The 21661-nt window shown below is 64.4% G+C and carries 17 protein-coding genes; 9 read left to right on the top strand and 8 right to left on the bottom strand.

Going from position 1 to position 21661, the window contains the following annotated elements:
* Nucleotides 1-103: 103 nt before the first annotated feature.
* A complete protein-coding gene (locus tag ACQY7X_RS01230; RefSeq protein WP_428248018.1) occupies nucleotides 104-2593 on the bottom strand; it encodes a patatin-like protein in 2490 nt (829 codons plus the stop codon).
* A gap of 157 nt (nucleotides 2594-2750) precedes the next feature.
* Between ACQY7X_RS01230 and ribA the strand changes: the two genes are divergently transcribed.
* Both ribA and ACQY7X_RS01220 read left to right on the top strand, forming a co-directional pair.
* Nucleotides 2751-3869 carry a GTP cyclohydrolase II gene (gene ribA, locus ACQY7X_RS01225; RefSeq protein ID WP_428248017.1) on the top strand — a complete coding sequence of 373 codons (1119 nt, stop codon included), beginning with the start codon at nucleotides 2751-2753 and terminating at the stop codon, nucleotides 3867-3869.
* Between the two features lie 115 nt (nucleotides 3870-3984).
* Nucleotides 3985-5097: a hypothetical protein gene (locus ACQY7X_RS01220; RefSeq protein ID WP_428248016.1), complete on the top strand. Its 1113-nt coding sequence runs from the start codon at nucleotides 3985-3987 to the stop codon at nucleotides 5095-5097.
* 6 nt (nucleotides 5098-5103) lie between these two features.
* On the opposite strand, the gene ACQY7X_RS01215 is transcribed toward ACQY7X_RS01220, so the two are convergent.
* The 3 genes from ACQY7X_RS01215 to ACQY7X_RS01205 all read right to left on the bottom strand — a co-directional run bounded on the left by ACQY7X_RS01215 (nucleotide 5104) and on the right by ACQY7X_RS01205 (nucleotide 9828).
* Nucleotides 5104-8241, bottom strand: coding sequence for an efflux RND transporter permease subunit (locus ACQY7X_RS01215; RefSeq protein ID WP_428248015.1), 3138 nt, complete (start codon nucleotides 8239-8241; stop codon nucleotides 5104-5106).
* A 5-nt stretch (nucleotides 8242-8246) separates the two neighbouring features.
* Nucleotides 8247-9383 (bottom strand): efflux RND transporter periplasmic adaptor subunit, encoded by a 1137-nt coding sequence (locus tag ACQY7X_RS01210; protein ID WP_428248014.1) that lies wholly within the window; start codon nucleotides 9381-9383, stop codon nucleotides 8247-8249.
* A gap of 109 nt (nucleotides 9384-9492) precedes the next feature.
* A complete protein-coding gene (locus ACQY7X_RS01205; RefSeq protein WP_428248013.1) occupies nucleotides 9493-9828 on the bottom strand; it encodes a GIY-YIG nuclease family protein in 336 nt (111 codons plus the stop codon).
* A gap of 78 nt (nucleotides 9829-9906) precedes the next feature.
* On the opposite strand from ACQY7X_RS01205, the gene ACQY7X_RS01200 reads away from it, so the two are divergent.
* The 4 genes from ACQY7X_RS01200 to ACQY7X_RS01185 all read left to right on the top strand — a co-directional run bounded on the left by ACQY7X_RS01200 (nucleotide 9907) and on the right by ACQY7X_RS01185 (nucleotide 13952).
* A complete protein-coding gene (locus tag ACQY7X_RS01200; protein ID WP_428248012.1) occupies nucleotides 9907-10482 on the top strand; it encodes a DUF2239 family protein in 576 nt (191 codons plus the stop codon).
* Nucleotides 10479-10946 (top strand): DUF488 family protein, encoded by a 468-nt coding sequence (locus tag ACQY7X_RS01195; RefSeq protein WP_428248011.1) that lies wholly within the window; start codon nucleotides 10479-10481, stop codon nucleotides 10944-10946. Before ACQY7X_RS01200 ends, ACQY7X_RS01195 begins: the two co-directional genes overlap by 4 nt.
* Nucleotides 10947-11036: 90 nt before the next feature.
* Nucleotides 11037-11996, top strand: a complete 960-nt coding sequence (locus ACQY7X_RS01190; RefSeq protein ID WP_428248010.1) for a TAXI family TRAP transporter solute-binding subunit — start codon at nucleotides 11037-11039, stop codon at nucleotides 11994-11996.
* A 90-nt stretch (nucleotides 11997-12086) separates the two neighbouring features.
* Nucleotides 12087-13952, top strand: coding sequence for a TRAP transporter permease (locus ACQY7X_RS01185; protein WP_428248009.1), 1866 nt, complete (start codon nucleotides 12087-12089; stop codon nucleotides 13950-13952).
* Here ACQY7X_RS01185 and ACQY7X_RS01180 read toward each other — a convergent pair.
* Genes ACQY7X_RS01180 through ACQY7X_RS01170 form a run of 3 tightly spaced genes read right to left on the bottom strand, consistent with a single transcriptional unit; the run spans nucleotide 13937 to nucleotide 16819 of the window.
* Nucleotides 13937-14449, bottom strand: a complete 513-nt coding sequence (locus ACQY7X_RS01180) for a dihydrofolate reductase family protein (RefSeq protein ID WP_428248008.1) — start codon at nucleotides 14447-14449, stop codon at nucleotides 13937-13939. The two genes, ACQY7X_RS01185 and ACQY7X_RS01180, sit on opposite strands and share 16 nt — an antisense overlap.
* Nucleotides 14446-15870, bottom strand: coding sequence for an FAD-binding oxidoreductase (locus ACQY7X_RS01175; protein ID WP_428248007.1), 1425 nt, complete (start codon nucleotides 15868-15870; stop codon nucleotides 14446-14448). The genes ACQY7X_RS01180 and ACQY7X_RS01175 overlap by 4 nt, the downstream gene beginning before the upstream one ends.
* 10 nt (nucleotides 15871-15880) lie before the next feature.
* Entirely contained in the window at nucleotides 15881-16819 is a 939-nt protein-coding gene (locus ACQY7X_RS01170) for an L-threonylcarbamoyladenylate synthase (protein ID WP_428248006.1), read from the bottom strand.
* A 111-nt stretch (nucleotides 16820-16930) separates the two neighbouring features.
* On the opposite strand from ACQY7X_RS01170, the gene ACQY7X_RS01165 reads away from it, so the two are divergent.
* The gene (locus ACQY7X_RS01165; protein ID WP_428248005.1) at nucleotides 16931-18724 is read left to right on the top strand and encodes an acyl-CoA dehydrogenase; all 1794 of its coding nucleotides are present in this window, start codon (nucleotides 16931-16933) and stop codon (nucleotides 18722-18724) included.
* Between the two features lie 10 nt (nucleotides 18725-18734).
* Here the strand turns inward: ACQY7X_RS01165 and ACQY7X_RS01160 are convergent, their stop codons facing one another.
* The gene (locus ACQY7X_RS01160) at nucleotides 18735-19541 is read right to left on the bottom strand and encodes a Crp/Fnr family transcriptional regulator (RefSeq protein ID WP_428248004.1); all 807 of its coding nucleotides are present in this window, start codon (nucleotides 19539-19541) and stop codon (nucleotides 18735-18737) included.
* 86 nt (nucleotides 19542-19627) lie between these two features.
* On the opposite strand from ACQY7X_RS01160, the gene ACQY7X_RS01155 reads away from it, so the two are divergent.
* A complete protein-coding gene (locus ACQY7X_RS01155; RefSeq protein WP_428248003.1) occupies nucleotides 19628-20710 on the top strand; it encodes an MBL fold metallo-hydrolase in 1083 nt (360 codons plus the stop codon).
* Between the two features lie 27 nt (nucleotides 20711-20737).
* Nucleotides 20738-21562, top strand: coding sequence for an SDR family oxidoreductase (locus ACQY7X_RS01150; RefSeq protein ID WP_428248002.1), 825 nt, complete (start codon nucleotides 20738-20740; stop codon nucleotides 21560-21562).
* The last annotated feature ends 99 nt before the right edge of the window (nucleotides 21563-21661 follow it).

Below are 21661 nucleotides of genomic sequence, written 5' to 3'. Positions count from 1 at the left end.
GCGGGAAGAGGGGAGGGATAGGCGTTAAAAGCGGCGCCAGCATAGCCATTTCCAGCCTCCCGGCAAGGCCGCGATTGTCAGGGTTCACAGCCTTTTCAGGTCTTTATCCGGCCTTCGGCTGGGTCAGACCGGCAGCGATCCGCATGGCCGCGATTTCGGCGCGCAGTTCCTCGATCAGCGGGCCGCTGTGGCGCAGGTGCCGGGCCTCGGCGGCCAGGATGATCTCGAAGGCGCGGTATTTCAGGGCGCGGCGGTCCATGCGGGGCGCGTCGCTGCCATCCAGGCCGGAATCGCAGACGATATCGATCAGCCGCTCCACGCCATGCAGGCGGCCCCAGAGATAATCGTTCTCGCGGTGCGGCCGGCTGAAGAAGGCGCCGAAACGGCCAAAATTGATGCCTTTCAGCGTGTTCGCGTCGCGGATCGCGCGGGCATCCTCCGGGCTGATGCGGTCGATGCGGATTTCGTTGAATTCGCCAAGGTCGCGCCAATTGGTGATGGTGAAGGTGAGCACGTCCCAGAAGGCGAAGCCGATATAGCTTTCCAGGATGTCGCGCCGGGCAGCCATGCTCCAGTCATCGGGATGCAGGGTGGCAAGCAGCGCATCCAGCCGGTTGGTGGCGGCATTGAGCGCGATATCGGCATTCAGGCCATCGACGATGGCATCGATCTCATGCAGATGCGCGTCGGCGAATTCAGCAGCATCCTGCGCCAGCTTCTCCGGCTCCTGCGGCTGGATCGAGCGGCGGAACAGCGCGCGGATGCGCGTGGCGGTATCGATCGAGACGAAGCCGCCGGTGTCATAGCGCCGCAGCGATTCAAGCTCGCCATAGAGCAGCCGCTTCAGCTGGTTGAGCTGCACGGCTTCCAGACCCTTATGCTCGGGATCGCCGACCTTGGCATAGAAGGTGTTCAGCCGTTGCAGCAGGAAGCGCAGGCGGCGCTGGCGGAAAGCGACATCGAAGGCGAGCAGGAAGCGCACCCAGGGCGGCAGTTCATCGCGGTTGCTGGCCAGCGTCGTGCGGGCATAGCTCGGCGCGGTGGCGCAGACTTGGCGCACCGTGGCCCAGCGCGTGATCACCTGGGCGATCCAGGTGGATTCGATGGAGTTCTCGCGCAATTCGCTGACGCGTTCGATCTGGCGCAGGATGAATTGCTGCACGGCGCCGAGCTTGAGGCGGATATAGCCTTCATAGGCGAAGCCGGCATCTTGCGCTGCGCGGGCGCTGGCCGCCAGGCGCCAGGCGCGGATCTGGTCCTCGTTCAGCGGTGCGTCGCGTTCCGCCGGTGCGTGTTCGGATACCAGTCGCGAAATCTGCGGCTGCGTCGCGTCGATGATGCCGCGCAGATGCCGCACACGTTCGTTGAACTTGCTGACCCAGATCAGTTCATCCGAGATCGGCTCGTTGCGCGGAATATCCGAGAGCGCGCCTTTCAGGGTGCGGAAAAAGCCCGGGATGCGGCCGGTCGGCGGCGGCGGCGGGCGCAGCGGCGCCGGATCGATATAGACCAGGCGGCGGTCCACCTGGCGGTAGGCCGGGCGGCCGCGGATCGCCTTCATGGCGGAAGCGAAGGGCTTGTTGTTGAGCACGCCGCCATCGACGAAGGAAGTGAGCGTCGGATCAAGCCCGGCGGCGAGATAGTCGCCGAAATTTTTCTTCAGGAAGCTGTCTTTTGCTTCCCATTGCCGGCCGCGTTCGGCCAGCAGCGCGTCGATCTCGCCAAGCTGTGCCGGCGGGAAGGCACCGGGAAAGGCCGAGGTGGCGCGGCCGGCGAAAGCCAGGGCCGGTGCATCCAGCCGGGTGAAATCAGATGTCTCCTCGCCATCCTGCCAGCGGCGATACTGGAATTTCAGCATGTGGCGATGCTCGCGGTCGCGCACGAAGGGCGGATCGTGGATCGGGATATGCTGCAGGTAGCCGTAGAAATCGGTGACGGTGACGAACAGGTCAAGCTGCAATCCCGCCGGCATCAGCGAGGCACCGGGTTCGGAAGGCTCCCCCATCGCTTCCAGGCCCTGGAGCAGCTTGCGGCCCAGATGCATGCCGTCGAAGGGCGGCTCGAACCAGCGCGAGCGGGTGAACAGCGACACCTTCTCGCGGATTTCCGGGTCGGCCAGCAGGCGGCCGAGCTTGGAGCGCGAGAACAGCCACAGCAGCGGCCGCATGAACCATTTGCTCCAGGGCGAGGCGCGCTTGGAGCGATCAAGCAGTTTGCCGACATCGGCCTGCTTCAGCCACAGGTCGCGGAAATGCGCCAATCGCAGGTCATGCGCCAGGGCGCGGGCCAGCATGATGCCGTTCATCCCGCCGGCCGAGGCGCCGGCAATCACATCCACGATCACGCGCAGCTCGATATGCTTGCTCAACTCCTGCAGCAATTCGAAATAGACCAGCTCGCTATCCGGCGGATGCTTCAGGGCATCCTCGGTATCGGCATAGCTGATGGTTTCGCGGCTACCCTTGGGCAGGGTGTGAAAGGCCTTGGAGGCGCGCACTAATTTAAGGATTTCCTTCGACACGCCATGCATGTAGATGGCGAGCGAGACGCCGCCAAAACAGACCAGGGCCAGGCGCAGTTCCTTCTCTTGCACCGCGAATCCTCCTTAACTCCGGCAGTCTGCGCCTCGCCGCCCGGGTTCACAAGGCGGGAATCCGCCGGGCTTCCCCAAGGGGCATTACCTGGGAGCATGGCTTTGCAGGCCGGGCGGCGGCTTGCAGCCAGAAGCCCGGGGGCGTAAACGGTTGCCTATGCCTCTTGATGCCGAAACCATTGCTGTCAGCACCGACCGCGCCGCCCATGAATGGCGCCGTGGGCGTGCCGTTTTGCTGCAATCGGCGGAAGGCAGTTACCTGGCCTTGGCAGCAGAAACTTTGAGCGAGGCCGCTCTGGCTCAGGCATTGGCGCTTGCTGGTGCTGCGGCTGGGGCCGAGGCCGCCCTGGCCCTGACCGCGCAGCGCGGCGCCGTGCTGCATATTCTGCCCAACGGGCATGACACGTTGCTGCTGCCGCTGGCCGAACTGCCGGTGCCGGCGCCTGAACGCGCCAGCCTGATCCGCGATCTGGCCGATGCCAGCCGCGATCTCGCCGCGCCGCTGCGCGGGCCGTATCAGCGCCGCCGTGGCGCGCCGCCGGCAGCGGCTGCTGCCGCGATCAAGCTGGCCAAGGTGGCCTATCTGCTGCCCGCTGCATTGTTGATCCCGCTGGGTGATGCCGTGATGCCGGATCTGCTGGTACGCGTGCAGGCCGAGGCCGTGGTGGCCTATGACCAGGCGGCGGCGGAAAGCCTGAAGCCGGTGAGCCAGGCGCGGCTGCCTGTCGCCGATGCCGAGGATGCGCGGCTCTATGCTTTCCGCGCCGCTGATGGCGGGCCGGAACATTTCGCCCTGGTGATCGGCCGGCCTGATCCCGGCCAGCCGGTGCTGGCGCGGCTCCATTCCGAATGTTTCACCGGCGATCTGCTCGGCAGCCTGCGCTGCGATTGCGGCGAGCAGTTGCGCGGCGCCGTGCGCACCATCCGCGAAGCCGGCGGCGGCGTGCTGCTCTACATGGCGCAGGAAGGCCGCGGCATCGGCCTGGTCAACAAGCTGCGCGCCTACCAGCTCCAGGATGAAGGCTTCGATACCGTGGAGGCCAACCTGCGCATTGGCTATGCCGCCGACGAACGCTGGTTCCTGCCGGCTGCGCGGATGCTGCAATTGCTGGGTTTCTCCAGCGTGCGGCTGCTGACCAACAATCCCGAGAAGGTGGATGGGCTGGCGGCGGCCGGCATCGACGTGGCCGAGCGCGTGCCGCACAAATTCCCCGCCAACAGCCACAACGAAGCCTACCTGGCGACCAAGAAAAAGCGCTCAGGGCATTATCTCTGAACCCGGCAGATATTGCCGGGTGGTGGTTTGTCGCCCCATAACCCTTTGAAATGTAATACGGCTGCACTTGGCACCAGCCTTGCTTTGGTAAATGCCGAAAGCGAGGGGAAGAGCAATGGTTGCCGCCTTCATAGACAGTTCGGAGAACATGACGCTGGGTGTGTCGCCGTGGCAGAAAGCCACCGCACCGGTGTCGGGTGCTGCCGGGTCGAAGGCGGGTGCAGCCGTGGCGCAGAATGCGCTGGATGACTCTTCAGGCGCCGACGGCAAGCAGCATCGCGGCCTGTTCGGGCCGGAAGGCTTCACCTTCTCGTCCTTCCTCGACATCATCAATCCGCTACAGCACATCCCGGTGGTCAACACCGTCTACCGCGCGGTGACCGGCGACACGATCGAGAATGGTCCGCGCCTGATCGGCGGTGCGCTGTTCGGCGGCCCGCTCGGGTTGGTTGCCTCGGTGGTGAACGGCATCATCGACGAGGAGACCGGCAAGGATATCGGCAGCCATGCGCTCGCCGCCATCGGCATCGACGATGGCCTCGGGCATAGCAGCAATACCGGCCTGGCCCAGAATGGGCCATCACCGGAAATGCCGGCTGGCGCTCAAGCCTGGGTCGGAACGGCGGCGGGGCCGCTTGTTGCCAGCATGCCAGCAGACGCCAAGTCGGCAAGGCAGGGTGCGGCGACCCAGAATCTGGCAACGCAGAATGTGGGGTCGCGAGCAGACCAGCGTGATGCCCGTTCACCCGACACCAATGCACGCGATACTGGCCCGCGCACGGTGGCGCAAGCCGCCACCATTCCCTACAGCCCGGTGGTGATGAACAATCTCGCCGCGCCGCTGCCGGCGGAGCCAGCCACACCGCAACAGCAAGGCGCGCAACAGCAAAGCGCAACGCCCGCCGGCCCCGCTGCCGACGATGGCCGCAAATGGTTCTCGATCGATACCCAGCAGGGCGGCGTGGTGACACGCGGCGTCGGCGCGCAGCCGATCACCTCAAACAACATCACGCAGAAATTCGGTGTCACCCGTGGCACTGCCTATGCCGGGTCGGTCCCGGCACCACAACCGGCAGCGCAGCCGGCCAACATGCCGGCCGCCAATGCGCCGCCCGGCATGCAGACCGTGCCGGCGGATTTCCTTGAGCGCGCCAATGCCGCCTATTCGAAATACAACGCGATGAAGCAGAGCGAGCCGCGTTCGGGCCGCGTCGATCAGGCTTATTAATCCTGATTATTCTGCCGGCTGCTTCTCGGCTTCGTGCTCGTCATCCGGCGCTTTAGGCAGGAAGCGTTTCACGAAGCTGCCGAAATCATCCAGATAGCTGTAGATCACCGGGACCACCAGCAAAGTGAGCAGGGTGGACGAGATCAGGCCGCCGATCACCGCATGGGCCATGGCCGAGCTTTGCTTGGCGCCTTCACCGAGCGCCAGCGCCAGCGGCACCATGCCGAAGATCATTGCCAGCGTGGTCATGATGATCGGTCGCAGGCGGATTTCGCCGGCTTCCTGCAAGGCCTCGGTGCGCGGCTTGCCTGCTGCGCGGGCCTGGTTGGCGAAATCGATCAGCAGAATGGCATTCTTGGTCACGAGGCCCATCAGCATGATGAAGCCGATCACCGAGAAGATGTTGAAGGTGGAGCCCCAGGCATAGAGGCCGATCAGCACGCCGATCAAGGACAGCGGCAGCGAACTCATGATCGCGAAGGGCTGCAGGAAGCTGGCGAATTGCGAGGCCAGGATCAGGTAGATGAAGACAATCGCCAGCAGCAGGGCGGCGGCGGCGAAGCCGGCGCTTTCATTCATGTCCTTGGCCGAGCCGCCGAACCAGAAGCGGTAGCCGGGCGGTAATTGCAGGCTGTTCAGCCGCGCCTGGATGTCGCGGCTCACTTCGCCCACCGGACGGCCGGCGGCGGAGGCACTGAGCAGAACTTCGCGATTGAGGTCGCGGCGGTTGATCTGGGTCGAGCCGGCAGACGGCGCGATATCCGCCACCTGCGAGAGCGCCACCATCTTCGGGCTGCCATCCGCATTGGTCTGGCTGGAGGCGACATAGAGCCGGTCGAGATCGGGCAGGCCGGCGCGGTCGCTGCGCGGCAGGCGCACGAACACGTCGTAATCCTCATCATCCGGCGCCTTCCAGGTGCCGGCCTCGTCGCCGGCCAGCAGCGGCCGCAGCGTTGCCGCTATCGGACCGAGACCGACGCCGAGATCGGCGGCAAGCTGGCGGTCGATGGTCAAGGCCACGGTCGGCTTGTTCGCCTTCAGGCTCGATTCCAGATCGACCAGGCCCGGCACGTCGCGGATCAGCGCCATGGTCTCGCGTGAAATCCGGTCAAGCTCGGCGATGTCGCGGCCCTGCAGGCTGATCTGGATGGTCTTGTTCAGGCCGCCACCGATATTCGGCTGGCCGATATTGATGTTGTCGATGCCGGCGATCTGCCACAGCCGGGCGCGCATCGGCTGGGCCAGTTCCGCCGGGGTGCGCTTGCGGTCCTTGAGGTCGACAAAGCGCACATAGATGGTGCCGACATTCTTGCGCGCCAGCAGGCCGGCATTGGCGGCGCCGTAGCTGTAGCGCACTTCGGGGAATTCCTTCAGCGCATCCTGCACCTGGCGCAGCTTGGCCTCGGTGTAATCCAGCGAGGCGCCGGGCTGCACCGTCACTTCAACGAGGATTTCCGAGAGATCGGCATCGGGTACAAACTCGGTGCCGATGCGTTTCGCCAGGGCAAAGCTGCCGACGAGGCTGGCCAGCGCGATCACCAGCACCAGCCAGCGCCAGCGCAGGCTCCAGCCGAGCAGGCGGTGATAGACCCGGCCCAGTTTCTCCATGCCCTTGTCGACCAGACCGACCAGACGGCCGATGGGGCCGCGCTTGGCATTGGGCAGCGAGTCCGGGTCATGCCATACGCTGGACAGCATCGGATCAAGCGTGAAGCTAACGAACAGCGAGATCAGCACCGCCACCACCACGGTGATGCCGAATTGCAGGAAGAAGCGGCCGATGATACCGCCCATGAAGGCGACGGGCAGGAACACCGCGACGATGGAGAAGGTGGTGGCGAGCACGGCGAGGCCGATTTCCTCGGTGCCTTCCAGCGCGGCACGGCGATGCGATTTGCCCATCGCGACATGGCGGGTGATATTCTCGCGCACCACGATGGCGTCGTCGATCAGGATGCCGACCGCCAGCGACAGTGCCATCAGGGTCAGCTTGTTCAGCGTGAAACCGGCAGCATAGACCGCCGCCAGCGTGCCAATCACGGCAATCGGCAGGGTGAGGCCGGTGATGATGGTGCTGCGCCAGGAATTCAGGAACAGGAACACGATGATCACGGTGAGCACGCCACCCTCGATCAGGGTGCGGCGCACGCTATCCACCGAAACACGGATGCCGCGTGAAGTGTCTTTTACGAATTCCAGGTTCACATCCGGCGGCAGCGTCGGCTCCAGTTCCTTCACCAGCACTTGCAGGTTGTCGATCACCTGGATGGTGTTGGCGCCCTGCACCTTCAGGAAGTCGATGGCCAGCAGGCGCTCGCCATTCAGCAGCGCCACCGATGTATCGTCTTCCTCGCCATCTTCCACGGTGGCGATATCGCGCAGATAGACCGGCGCACCGCCGCGCCGCGCCACGATCAGGTCGGCGAATTTCGCCGGGTCCTGCACACGGCCCTCGATCTGCACCACGAATTCCTGCTGCGCCCGGGTCAGGGTGCCAACGGGAAGCTGCTGGTTCTCGGCCCGCAGCATGCTCATCAGCTGATCCATGCCGATGCCCTGGGCCAGCATCTTTTCCGGGTCCGGCATCACGTTGATGCGCCGCTTCACGCCGCCGACGATATAGGCCTGGCCGACGCCGCGCGCGATCTGCAGCCGCTTCATGATCACCTGATCGGTCAGCGTGGTTAGTTCGCGCAGGGATCGGCGCTCGGAGCGCACCGCGATGGAGGCAATCGGCTGATTGTCCGGGCTGAAGCGGCTGATCTCGGGATCTTTGATCTCGCGGCGGAATTGCGGCGTCACCAGCGCCACCTTCTCGCGCACATCCTGCACCGCGCGCACCGGGTCGATGGTCAGCTCGAATTCGATCACCACGCTGGAACGGCCTTCCAGTGAGCGCGAGGTAAGCGAACGCATGCCGCTGATGGTGTTCACGGCCTCTTCAATCGGCCGCGTCACTTCGCTTTCCACCGATTCCGGCGTGGCGCCGGGATAACTGGTATTCACCAGCACGATGGGGAATTCGACTTCCGGGAACTGATCGACGCCGAGGCGTGAATAGGAGAACAGGCCGACCACCAGCAGCGACAGCATCATCATGCTGGCGAAGACCGGATTCTTGATGCTGACGCGGGTGAGCCACATGGCGGCTACCTCCCGGCGACGCGGGCAGCCAGACCATCGGTGAGTTTCAGCCCCGGGGCTGAAATCACGGTTTCACCCGGCGACAGGCCCTGGGTGATCTGTACCAGGCCCTGGATGGTCTCGGTCAGGCCAACCTCGACCTTGCGCTTCACCACGCGGCCATCGGCCAGCACAAAGAGATAGGGCGCGCCGTTATCACGTCGCAGGGCTTCATAAGGCACCGCCACGGCGTTTGCGGCTTCGGCCAGGATCGCCTCGCCGCTGGCGAACATGCCGCCGCGCAGGCTGAGGTCCGGGTTGTTCAGGCGGATATAGACCAGGATCGAGCGCGAGCCGGCTTGGGCGGTGGGGTTGATGCGGTCGATGCGGGCAATGAATTCGCGGTCGGCAAAGCCTTCCACTTTCAGCGCCACGCGCTGGCCGATCTTGAGCCGCGGCACATCGCGCGCCGGCACCAGGGCTTCCAGTTCCATGGTGGTGAGGTCGGCCAGCACGAACAGCTTGCCATCCACCGGCACGCGTTCGCCGGGATTGGCGCTGCGGTCGGCCACCTGGCCGTCGATGGGGGCATAGATCGCGGCATCGCTCAGCGCCTTGCGCGCCATGGCGAGCTGCTGCTCGATGGCGGCGACATTGGCGCGCGCGGTGTTGTAGGCATTCTCGGCATCATCCACGGCGGTCTGCGATTTCACGCCGCGCTGATTGAGCTGGATCGCCTTGGTGCGGTTGGTCTCGGCCAAGCTGAGCGAGGAGCGCGCCGAAGCCAAGTTGCTCTCGCGCTCGCGCAGGCGGGCGGCAAGGTCGCGGGTATCCAGCTTGGCCAGCAACTGACCCTTCTTCACTGTTTCGCCACGGCGCACCGTCACTTCCAGCACCAGGGCGGCGACTTCGGCGCGCACATTGCTCTGTTCCAGCGGCTGCACCGTGCCGGAAAGCCGCACGCTCTGGCGCAGGTCGGCGTGCCTGGCCTCCGAGAGATCGGCGGGTGAGAATTCAATGCCCTCGAATCGCGGGGTAGCGGGCGCCTGCGCAACAGGCGGCACCGCATTGGCGGTCTGGCGGCCCTTCAGCACATAGAGGCCGCCGCCGGCAACACCCGCCAGCACCGCAAGCCACAGGCCGATCTTCGTCGCACGCTTCATAAGTCCGCCTTCGGGGGAATTCCCATTTCACTGGATGGAGACTGTATAAACAAACGGCTGAACAGCGTCGAATCCTGCTGCGGTTACCCCTGGGTAACTGTGACTTCGATCACAAGGCTTCAGCCCCAAGCCGCGCGCACCAGGTGCTGCGCTTCTCTTTCAGCAGGCGGTCGCGCACGAAACCGAGTTCCTCTTCTTCCAATGCCTCCAGGGCTTCGAAGCGGAAGGCATCCGGTCCATGGGCCGCCCAGGCTGCCTGCAGGCTTGGCTGGCGGTGGCTGTTGTGTCGCAAGGCGAACCAGATGCGGTTCTGGATCTTCGCCAGGTCCGGCGCGCTGCCGACCCAGCTTTGGCCGCTGGGCTGGCAGGTGATGGCGAAGATGCCGGCTGCGGTCTTGCGTTCCTTGTAGGCGGCGGTGGCCGCTTTCTTCTGCTCGTTATCCATGACTGGCTCCTGATCGGGCCGGCGGTATATCACCCGGGTAATATTGACGCAAGGATTTTATCCGGGTAAATAAAACCAATGACTGGACCCGTATTCTGTACTGCCTTCACTGCCGACCGCCTGCTGGCTGCCGGCCCGTTGCCTAATGTCGCCCTGGCGGTGAAGGCTGCTCTGGCTGCCGATCCGGCGCAACGCATCCTGGTTTTCGACGATGCCAGCGGCGCGCCGATCGATTTCGACTTGCGTGGCAGCGATGCCGAGATCGCGGCACGGCTGGCGCCTGCCGAAGCGAAGGAGGTGGAGCCGAGAGGGCGTGGTCGGCCCAAACTTGGCGTTGTGGCGCGCGAGATAACCCTGCTGCCGCGCCATTGGGAGTGGCTCGGGGCGCAGCCCGGCGGCGCCAGCCAGGCGTTGCGGCGGCTGATCGATCAGGCGCGCAAGGCGGATGAAGGCCGCACCGAAGCGCGAGCGCGGCGCGATGCCGCGTATCGCTTCATGAGCGCCATGGCCGGCAACCTGCCTGGTTTCGAGGAAGCCGCACGCGCCTTCTTCGCCGATGACACCGCGCGGTTCGAACAGCATAGCGCCGCGTGGCCGCTTGATATCCGCACCCATCTGCGCAAACTCGTGCAGCGGCAGGAGAGTAGTGATTGAACGTCACGGTCTACAGCATCGGTCATTCCAACCAGGGCACGGAACAACTGGTGGCACTGCTGCGCCAGCATGGCATCCTGCTGTTGGCGGATGTCCGTTCGCAGCCGGCTTCGCGCTACCTGCCGCATTTCGGCCGTGCCGCGCTGGAGCGCAGCCTGCCGGAAGCCGGCATCGCCTATCGCTGGCTCGGCCAGGCACTTGGCGGCAAGCCGCGCGCGGCATTGCCGGTTTTTTCGGCAGGCATCGAGACGCTGCTGGAACTGGCCGCGCAGCAGCCATTGGCGATGATGTGTGCCGAGCGCGATCCGGCGCAATGCCATCGCACGCATCTGGTGACGCCGGCATTGCTGGCACGCGGTGCCGCAGTGCAACACATCCATGCCGATGGTCATCTCGAAAGCGATGCCGATCTGCGCCGCAGGATCACGCCGCCGCCGCCGCGCCAGCCCGATCTGTTCGCATAAACCTCATATATCAGATGGCGATCTTGGCTTGACGTGGCGCCGCGCGCTGCCGCACACTCTCGCCTACAAAAATAAACTCGGAGGAACGCCATGCTTACCCGCCGTCTCGGCACTTGCGCCGCTATCGGTCTTGCTCTTGCCGCCGCCTGTGGCGTCGGCGATGCCAGCGCACAAACCTACAAGCTGATGACCGGCCCGCAGGGCGGTGTCTGGGTGCCGATGGGCGGCACCTTCAAGGCGATGTTTGAAAAAGCGCTGCCGGGCAGCACGATCCAGACCCTGCCGGGCGCCGGCATCGCCAACGTGAAGGGCATCGAGGAAGGCAAGGTCGAATTCGGCTTCGGCAACTCGACCTCCACCGTCGATGCGCTGGAAGGCCGCGCGCCGTTTGAGAAGAAGGCGAGCAATGTCTGCCAGATCGCCAATCTCTACCCGCAGTATTTCCAGATCGTCGCGCTGGCCGATGCCAAGGTGGACAAGGTCGGCGACATGAAGGGCAAGACCATTGCCGTTCAGACCCGCGGCAACACCGCCGAGGCGATTTCCGCCGACATCCTCAAGGCCAACAGCCTGTCCTATACCGACATGGGCAAGGTCAACTTCATGGCCTCCTATAACGACGCGGCAGCCCTGCTGCAGGATGGCCATGCCCAGGTCTTCACCCTTGGCACCACCATTCCGGCTTCGTCGGTGATGGATCTGGCTTCCTCGCGTGGCATCAAGATGGTGCCGGTGTCTGACGCCGAAGTGGCGGCGATGAAGAAGATCAATGCCGGCTATGTGAAGGGCACGATCCCGGCCGGCACCTATCCGAAGCAGGATGCCGATGTGCCGGCGATTGCCTATTCGGCGCATTTCATCACGGCCTGCAAGATGCCGGAAGACAAGATCTACGCCATCACCAAGGCGATGGCGACGCAGATGTCTGACATGGTGGCGGTGAACAAGGCGATGGCGCGCATGACGGTGAAGGACATGGCCGAGGATATCGGCGTGCCGTTCCATCCGGGTGCGGCCAAATACTACAAGGAAGTCGGTGCTCTGAAGTAAGGGGCCGAAGCGTTCCAGCCCGGCGCCGCTCGGTAAGAGAGCGGCGCCGGTGCTTTTTTATTATAAGACCGATCCGGGGGAGGAACGGGGATGACGGGCAAGAACCTGATCGCGCGCGTGGTGATGCCGATTGGCGTGGCGATGGCACTTTACCATATGTGGGTAATCGCCATGGGTCCGCCGCAGGCGCTGATCTTCCGTGGCACGCATCTCGCCTTCGCCCTGATCCTGGTCTATCTGCTCTATCCTTTCATGGATACCAAGGAGGGCGAGGCGCGCCGTCTTGTCTGGCTTGATGTGCTGTTCGTTGCCGGCGGCACCCTGGCGCTCGGCCATCTGTTCATCGATTACGACTACTTCATCAACCGCATCATCTATATCGACGATCCGAAGCCGCTTGATGTCGTTGCCGGCGTGGCGCTGGTTGTCGTGGTGATGGATGCGACGCGGCGCGTCATCGGCTGGGCTTTGCCGATCACAGCCATACTCTTCATGGGCTGGGCGCTGGCGATCACCAAGGTCGATCCGCTCACCTTGCTCGACCAGCTCTATATGACCACCGAGGGCGTCTTCGGTTCCACGCTCGGCGTTTCGGCTGCCTATGTCACCATTTTCGTGGTGTTCGGCAGTGTGATGGAGCGCACCGGCACCGGCCGGCTGTTCATGGATTTCGCCCTGGCCCTCACCGGCCGGCAGGCCGGCGGTCCCGGCAAGGTGGCGGTGGTGTCATCCTCGCTATTCGGCACCATTTCCGGTTCGGCGGTGGCGAATGTGATGGTGGATGGTCCGATCACCATTCCGCTGATGAAGCGCACCGGCTTCTCCAAGCATTTCGCCGCCGGCGTGGAATCGGTCGCTTCCACCGGCGGCCAGATCATGCCGCCGATCATGGGCGCCGCCGCCTTCGTCATGGCCGAATTCCTTGCCGTGCCGTATTTCCAGGTCATCGTCTGGGCGCTGATTCCCAGTATTCTCTACTATGTGGCTTGCTTTGGCGCGGTGCATTTCGAGGCCAAGCGCATGGGCCTGCTCGGCCTGCCGCCGGCCGAAGTGCCGCGCCTGCTCACGGTATTGAAGGAACGCGGGCATCTGTTCATTCCGATCGCCATCATTCTGGGCGGCATGATCATGGGCTATTCGGCGCCGTATTGCGCGCTGGCCGGCACGCTGGCCTGCTTCCCGGTTGCCATGCTGCGCGCCAACACGCGGCAGGAACTGCGCTGGAGCCAGATTCCCGAGGCACTGGAAGACGGCGCCCGCAACACGCTGGCGGTGGCGCTGGCCTGTGCCTGCGCCGGCCTGGTGATCGGCTCGATCACGCTTACCGGCCTCGGCATCAGCTTCACCAACTGGATCATCGGTCTGGCGCAGAACAGCCTGCTGCTGGCGCTGGTACTGACGGCTGTGGCCGGGATCATCCTCGGCATGGGTATGCCTACCACGCCGGCCTATATCGTCATGGTGTCGCTGATGGTGCCGGCGATCATGAAGCTCGGCGTTATCGAGCCGGCGGCGCATATGTTCGCCTTCTACTTCGCCATCCTCTCGGCGATCACGCCACCAGTGGCCCTGGCGGTCTATGCGGCGGCCTCATTGGCCAAGGCCGATCTATGGAAATCGGGCTGGGCGGCGGTGAAGATCGGCGCCGCCGGCTTCATCGTGCCGTTCATGTTCGTGTTCCAGCCGGCTCTGCTGATGATCGGCGATTGGCCGGAAATCATTCATGCCACGATTTCCGCCTGCATCGGCATCGCCATGCTGGCTGGCGGCCTGCATGGTTATTTCCGGGTGCATTTGCGGGTGGATGAGCGTGCCATGCTGATCGCTGGCGCGCTGGCCATGACGCTGATTCCGGGTTGGGTCGGCGATGCCATCGGCATCGCGCTGCTCGCCATAGTGATGGGCACGCAGAAAATGCTGGCGCGCCCGGCGGTGGCGGTTCAGGTGAAATCGTAGACCAGCTTCACCACGCCGTTCGGATAGGGCGTCGAAAGCGCCAGGCGCAGGCGGTTCTGTGGCCCGGTATCGCGCTGGAATAGCGGGATGCCGCCGCCCAGCGTCACCGGGATCAGGAACAGTTCCAGGCGGTCCACGGCGTCGATGCCGAGGAAGCCTTCCAGCAATTGCGTGCCGCCGCAGAGCCACACATCGCGTTCCTGGGCGCGCAATTCCTGGGCCAGGTCCTGGAAGCGGGCCGGGCGGGTCTCGACGCCGGCCGGCGCCGAGATCAGCGGCCTGCTGGTCACCACCAGCACGCGCTTGTCCTTGTAGGGCCATTCGGGAAACAGCAGCACCTGGTCATAGGTGGCGCGGCCCATTACCACGGTGCCGATCTCGTTGATGAAGCCCTTGTAGCCGTAATCCTCGGTATCGAACGGCTTCAGCCACTCGATGCCACCATCGGCGGCGGCGATGTAGCCATCCAGGCTGGCGGCGATGTAGCAGCGGATCATGGGTTCACCACCTTGCCTGGATTGAGGATGTTGTCGGGATCGAAGGCGCGCTTGATCTTGCGCATCATCTCGATCTCGATGGGCGACTTGTAATGCACGATCTCGTCGATCTTCATGCGGCCGACGCCATGCTCGGCCGAGATCGAGCCGTTCATGCCATGGGCGATATCATGCACGATCTGGTGCACGTCATCCCACAGCGCCATGAATCTGGCACGCTCCCAGCCGACCGGCTGCGAGCAGTTGAAATGCACATTGCCATCGCCGATATGGCCGAAGGCAACCACGCGCACGCCCGGGATATGGGCTTCCACCGCCTTGGTTGCCTGTTCGATGAAATCCGGCATGCGCGACACCGGCACCGAGATGTCGCACTTGATCGAGCCGCCCTCGGGGCGCTGCGAATTGGACAGCAGCTCGCGCAGCTTCCAGAACGCGACGCGCTGGGTTTCCGATTGCGCGATGGCGGCATCCAGCACCAGGCCGGCCTCGAAGCCATCGCCAAGCACAGCTTCCATGGTGGCGCCGATCGAGCCATCATCGCTGCCTGAGGAAAACTCCATCAGCACATACCAGTCATAGCGCGCCGCAATCGGGTCGCTGGTGCCGGGATTGTGCTTCAGCGCGAAATCCAGCGGCAGCCGCGCGATCAGTTCGAAGCCGGTCACCTGGCCGCCGCTCATCGCCTTGGCCTTGGCAAGTAATTCGATGGCTGCCGAGGGATCGCGCACGGCAGTGAATGCCGTGGCGGTGGCTTTCGGCATCGGGTGCAGTTTCAGCACGGCGGCGGTGATGATTCCCAGCGTGCCTTCGCCGCCGATGAACAGGTCTTTCAGGTCGTAGCCGGTATTGTCCTTGCGCAGGCCGCGCAGGCCATCCCAGATTTGCCCGTCCGCCAGCACCACTTCCAGCCCCAGCGCCAGTTCGCGCGTATTGCCATAGCGCAGCACGGCATTGCCGCCGGCATTGGTGGAAAGGTTGCCGCCGATGGTGCAGCTGCCTTCCGAGCCGATGGAGAGCGGGAACAGGCGGTCGGCATCGCGCGCCGCCTGCTGCACCTGCGCCAGCACACAGCCGGCTTCCACGGTGATGGTATCGTTCAGCGCATCCAGGCTGCGGATCTTGTTCAGGCGCTGCAGCGACACGATGATCTCATCGTTGCCCATGAACGGGATGCTGCCGCCGACCAGGCCGGTATTGCCGCCCTGCGGCACCAGCTTGGTGCGAGTTTCGCGCGCCAGTTTCACGATGGCGGCGACTTCCGCCGTGTTGGCCGGGCGCAGCATCAGCGGCGTGATGCCGCTGTAGATGTCGCGCGGCTCCACCAGATGCGGCGCCAGGATATCGGGATCGGACACCCAGCCCTTGGGGCCGACGATGTCGCGGAAACGGTTCAGCAGTTCAGGTGCAAGCGCGGTCATGACGCGCCGATTATCGCCCGCGTGCCGCCCGCCGTAAACGGTCGAGGATGGCGCTGCCGAGGCCCTGTTCCGGAATCGGCATCACGGCGATGCCATCCAGATCTTCCCGGTCCAGTTGATGCAGGCCGGCATAAAGTTTCTGTGCTGCTTCGGCGAGGTCGCAGGTTTCGCTTAAAACATAATACGCGGCAAAGCCGGGCAATGCCGGGCCGAAGCTGAGCAGGCCCTCGCGGCCTTGGGCTGCGGTTGCATCAAGCCGCACCGGGCGACTCGGTGCATAATGCTTTAGTAGCATGCCGGGGCTTTCCAGCTTGCCATCCATGGGAAGCTTCAGCTTCTGCCCCAATACGGCTTCGATCTTTTCGGCGGCAAGGCCACCCGGGCGCAGCAATAATGTGTCCGGCCCGGTCAGGCCGATCACGGTCGATTCCAGGCCCACGGGGCAGGCGCCACCATCCACCACCGGCATCGTTGTTCCCAGGCTGTCCCAGACATGCCGTGCCGTGGTGGGCGAGACATGGCCGGAACGGTTGGCCGAGGGGGCGGCCGCCGGGCGGCCGAGCTGCGCCAGGATGGCATGGGCTATTGGGTGCGCGGGCAGCCGGATCGCCAGGCTGGGCAGGCCGGCGGACACGGTTTCCGCCACCGGGCAGCCGGGCTTGCGCGGCAGCACCAGGGTCAGCGGCCCGGGCCAGAAGGCTGCGGCCAGCAGCCGGGCGCGCTCATCGGTTTCCACCAATTCGTGCAACTGGCTGAAATCCGCCACATGGCTGATCAAGGGGTTGAAGCTGGGGCGGCCCTTGGCGGCGAAAATCTTTGCCACGGCGGCCGGATTGGTGGCATCGGCGGCCAGGCCGTAAACGGTTTCGGTCGGGATCGCCACCACCTCGCCCTGGGCCAGCAGGCGGGCGGCCTCGTCGGGCGTGATGGATGTCGCTGCGTCAGCCATGGCGCGATTGTGTAGCGCCATCGGTCCGGTGTTACCAGTCCTGGGCTTGCTTGAGCCGCTGGTCCATATTATCACCCTGCAAATCAAACAGTCGTTCGAGGAGACCCCGCCATGACCTACACCGCGCCGATCAAGGATATGCGTTTCGTGCTGGAACAGGTGGCGGGCTTGCAGCAACTGAGCGGCCTGCCGGGCCTGGGCAATGCCGAGCCGGAAACCGCGGCGGCGGTGCTGGAGGAAGCGGCCAAGTTCGCCACCGGCGTGCTGGCGCCGCTGAACCGCATCGGCGATCAGCAGGGTTCCCGCGTCGAGAACGGCACCGTGCGCACGGCGGATGGGTTCGCCGAAGCCTACAAGCAGTTCGCCGAGGCCGGCTGGAACGGCATGCCCTTCGCGGAGGAGATCGGCGGCGGCGCGATTCCCTGGGCCGTCACCATGGCGGTGCAGGAAATGGTGCAGGCCTCGAACTTGTCCTTCTCGCTCTGCCCGCTGCTCACCCAGGGCGCCATCGACGCCATCATCGCCCATGGCACGCCGGAGCAGCAGGCGATGTATCTGCCCAAGATGGTGGCAGGCACCTGGACCGGCACCATGAACCTGACCGAGCCGCAGGCCGGCTCCGATGTCGGTGCGCTGAAGTCGAAGGCAGTGCCGAATGGCGACGGCACCTACCGCATCACCGGCACCAAGATTTTCATCACCTATGGCGAACACCAGATGGCCGAGAATATCGTGCATCTGGTGCTGGCCCGCCTGCCGGGCGCGCCGGCCGGCACCAAGGGCATTTCGCTGTTCATCGTGCCGAAATATATCCCCAATGCCGATGGTTCCTTGGGCCGCCGCAACGATCTGCGCGTCGTCTCGGTGGAGCACAAGCTCGGCATCCATGCCAGCCCCACCTGCGTCATGTCCTATGGCGATAACGACGAATGCACCGGCTGGCTGCTCGGGGCTGAAAACCAGGGCATGCGCTGCATGTTCACCATGATGAACAACGCGCGCCTCAGCGTCGGCTGCCAGGGCCTGGCAGTTGCCGAGCGCGCCTTCCAGCAGGCGCTTTCCTATGCCGAAGGCCGCAAGCAGGGCCGCCATCCCGGCATGAATGCCGAGCAGCATGTGGCGATCATCGAACATGCCGATGTGCGCCGCAACCTGATGCTGATGAAGACCCAGACCGAGGCGTTGCGGGCGCTGATCTACCTCAACGCCGCCAGCATCGACCGCGCGCATCATGATACCGACAAGGAAGCCGCCGCTGATGCCAAGGCGCTGGTGGAATTGCTCACCCCGCTGTCCAAGGGCTGGGCCACCGATGTTGGTGTCGAGGTCGCTTCCATCGGCGTGCAGATTCATGGCGGCATGGGCTTCATCGAGGAAACCGGTGCCGCGCAGCATTACCGCGATGCCCGCATCCTGCCGATCTATGAAGGCACCAACGGCATCCAGGCCATCGACCTGGTGACGCGCAAGCTCGGCCTGCAGGGTGGCGAAGCCGTGAAGCGGCTGTTTGCCGAGATCGAGGCTACTGTGAAGCAGCTTGCCGCTGCCGGCGAAGGCTTCACCTCCGTGCAGCGCGAATTGTCGCGGGCGCTCGCGGCTTTGGTGAAGGCATCGCTGTGGATGGCTGGCACGCTGGCCAAGGACCCGAATGCGGCGCTGTCCGGTGCCACGCCGTATCACCGTGCATTTTCCGAAACCGTCGGCGGCTGGCTGCTGGCCAAGCTGGCGCTGGCGGCCAAGGCGGAAATCGCGGCAGGCAGCACCGATCCGTATTTCAGCGCCAAGATTCTCTCGGCGCGCTTCTATGCCGAACAGGTGCTGACGGCGGTAGAAGGCCGCTGCCTCGGCGCCATGGAAGGCGCCAAGGATCTGGCCCAGCTGACGCCGGAACTGCTGCGCGCATAAGCGCGCGGCCCTAGGAGCGCGGCGGATTCCGCAGCCGCGCCTTGATCACATCGGCCAGCACGGTGATTTCCACCGGCTGGTCGACCAGATCATCCACTTCCTTCGGGTTGAAGCTGACCGGCTTGCCATCGGCGCGGCCGATCAGCACGAAGCCGGGACGCGGCTTCGGCAGTTTCAGCGCGATCAGCTTGGCCAGAGCCGGGCCATCATCCTCGCTGCCGGTGGCCACCGCCACCACGATGGCGGGTTTCGCGCCGGCCTGCAGCGCCGGCCAGGCCTTGCTGCCATTGGGATAAAGCGTGAGTTCGCAACCGGCATCGCGGGCTGCCTTGCTCAGCAGGGCGGCGATCTGGGCTTTGTTGGTAACGCCGACCAGGGCCGGGCCGCCACGCGGCCGCTCGGGTTCGTTCAGGCCGGATAGCTCGACGGCACTTTCGGCGGCGGCGGCATGCTGCTTGTTGGCGCTGCGCAGCCGCTTGGCATAGGCATTGAGCAGGCCGCGCAGCACCGGATCGGCCTCGCCGACCAGGCGTTGCAGCACAGACCGGGTGATCACGGCGCAGCGCGCACCCTTGGGGCCGGCGCCGACATGGGCCGAGCGGGGCTGGCCATCCAGCAGGGCCATTTCGCCGACGATCTGGCCGGGCTCGATGCTGCCCAGCGGCAAGGGTTCGCCATCGGCGCCGTCGAGATACACTTCAAGGCGGCCCTCCAGCACCAGGAAAGCCTCGGCGGCCTCGTCCGGCACCGCATCGCCGGCCCGGAACAGCATTTCGCCCTTGGCGAAATCCTTTATCTGATAAGGGCTTGAGGTCATGCCATTGACGCTAACGTTAACGTCACCCTAGATTATCGATAACAACGTCATAAATACTCCCCGCCAGACTGCAAGGAAATCAATCCGTGTCCGAGCTGCACGAGCGCGAAATCGGCCTGAGCTACCCAATGGCCGGACATCCGCAGGGCCCACGCCCCGGCGATGCCGAGGTCTACGAACTGCGTCCCGGTGCGCTATGGCTGCGCATGCCGATCCCGATTCCCGGCCTCGACTATATCAACCTTTGGCTGCTGCGCGATGGCGAAGGTTGGACCGTGGTGGATACCGGCTTCCGCTCTTCCAAGCTCCAGGCCCTGTGGGAGCAGGTGTTCGAGCGCCATCTCGGTGGCCTGCCGATCACCCGCATCCTCTGCACCCATTTCCATCCCGATCATATCGGCCTAGCCGGCTGGCTGCATGAACGCTGGCAGGCGCCGCTGTGGATGACGCTCGGCGAATGGAGCTTCGGCCGCATGCTGATGCTCGACAGCCTGCCCGATGTGCCGGCGGAAGTGATCGACTTCTATCAGCGCATGGGTTTCAGCGATGACCAGATGGAAAAGATCAAGGCTGGTGGCTTTGGCAATTTCCGCAAGGCGGTGACCGAGATTCCGCGCTACTACCACCGCATGGTGGGAGGCGACCTAGTGCGCATCGGCGACCATGACTGGCGCGTCATCATCGGGCGCGGCCATTCGCCGGAACATGCCAGCCTGTATTGCGCCGATCTCAACCTGCTGATTTCCGGCGATCAGGTGCTGCCGCGCATCAGCCCGCATATCGGCGTCTATCCCGGCGAACCGGATGCCTCGGCGCTGACACTCTATCTCAAGTCCTTCGACCGTTTCGCTGACCTGCCGGCGGATGTATGGGTGCTGCCGGCCCATGGCGATGTGTTCATCGGCCTGCATGCCCGCATCGCCTATCTCAAGCGCCACCACCAGGAGCGGCTGGATATCCTGATGCAGGCACTGGACAAGCCGATGACGGCGCTGGATACCCTGCCGCTGCTGTTCAAGCGCGACATTACCGGGCATCTGACCCTGGCCGCCGGCGAAGCCGTGGCGCATCTGCATCATCTGATGGATGAGGGCCTGATCGAGCGCCGCGTCAATGCAGCCGGTGTCTATGAATACAGCCGCCGCGAGATGGCCGAGGCGGCACAGTAAGAAGCAACAATAACGGGGGAGGGGCGCATGACGACGCTCAAGGGCAAGACGCTGTTCATCACCGGCGCCAGCCGTGGCATCGGGCTTGCCATTGCGCTGCGCGCGGCGCGCGACGGCGCCAATATCGTCGTCGCCGCCAAGACTACCGAGCCGCATCCCAAGCTGGCCGGCACCATCTACTCCGCTGCTGAAGCTATCGAGCAGGCCGGCGGCCAGGCTTTGCCGCTGGTGGTGGATGTGCGCGAGGAAGCGGTGGTGGAAGCCGCCATGGCGCAGGCAGCCGAACGCTTCGGCGGCATCGACATCCTGATCAATAACGCCTCCGCCATCAGCCTTACCGGCACGCTGGAAACGCCGATGAAGCGGTTCGATCTGATGCACCAGATCAACCTGCGCGGCACATATCTCTGCTCGCAGAAGGCCTTGCCTTATCTGCTCAAGGCATCGAACCCGCATATCCTCACCATGTCGCCGCCGCTCAACGTCGAAGAGCGCTGGTTCGCGCCGCATGTCGCCTACACCATGGCGAAATTCGGCATGAGCCTCTGCGTGTTGGGCATGGCCGGAGAATTCCGCGACAAGGGCGTGGCGGTGAATGCGCTATGGCCGCGCACCGCTGTTGATACCGATGCGATGAATGTGATCACGGGGCCGGATTTCCGCCGCCGCTGCCGCAAGCCGGAAATCCTCGCCGATGCCGCCCATGCGATCTTGACGCGCGAGAGCCGTGGCTGCACCGGCAATTTCTTCATCGATGACGAAGTGCTGCGCGAAGCCGGCGTCACCGACTTCGCGATCTACCGCCATGAAGGCGTGGCGGAAAAAGACCTGATCCCGGATTTCTTTGTGTAGCAGCCGGCGTTGCACATCTACATCGCGTCATCGCTCGCCTGACGTTACTGCTGTTCACTTGAGAATAGTTGCTGGTCTTATTCATAACAAAGACCGTCA

Source organism: Ferrovibrio sp., from assembly GCF_965278975.1.
Classification (GTDB): domain Bacteria; phylum Pseudomonadota; class Alphaproteobacteria; order Ferrovibrionales; family Ferrovibrionaceae; genus Ferrovibrio.
Note: the sequence above shows the minus strand (reverse complement) of the source record. Positions and strands in the feature narration are given on the sequence as shown.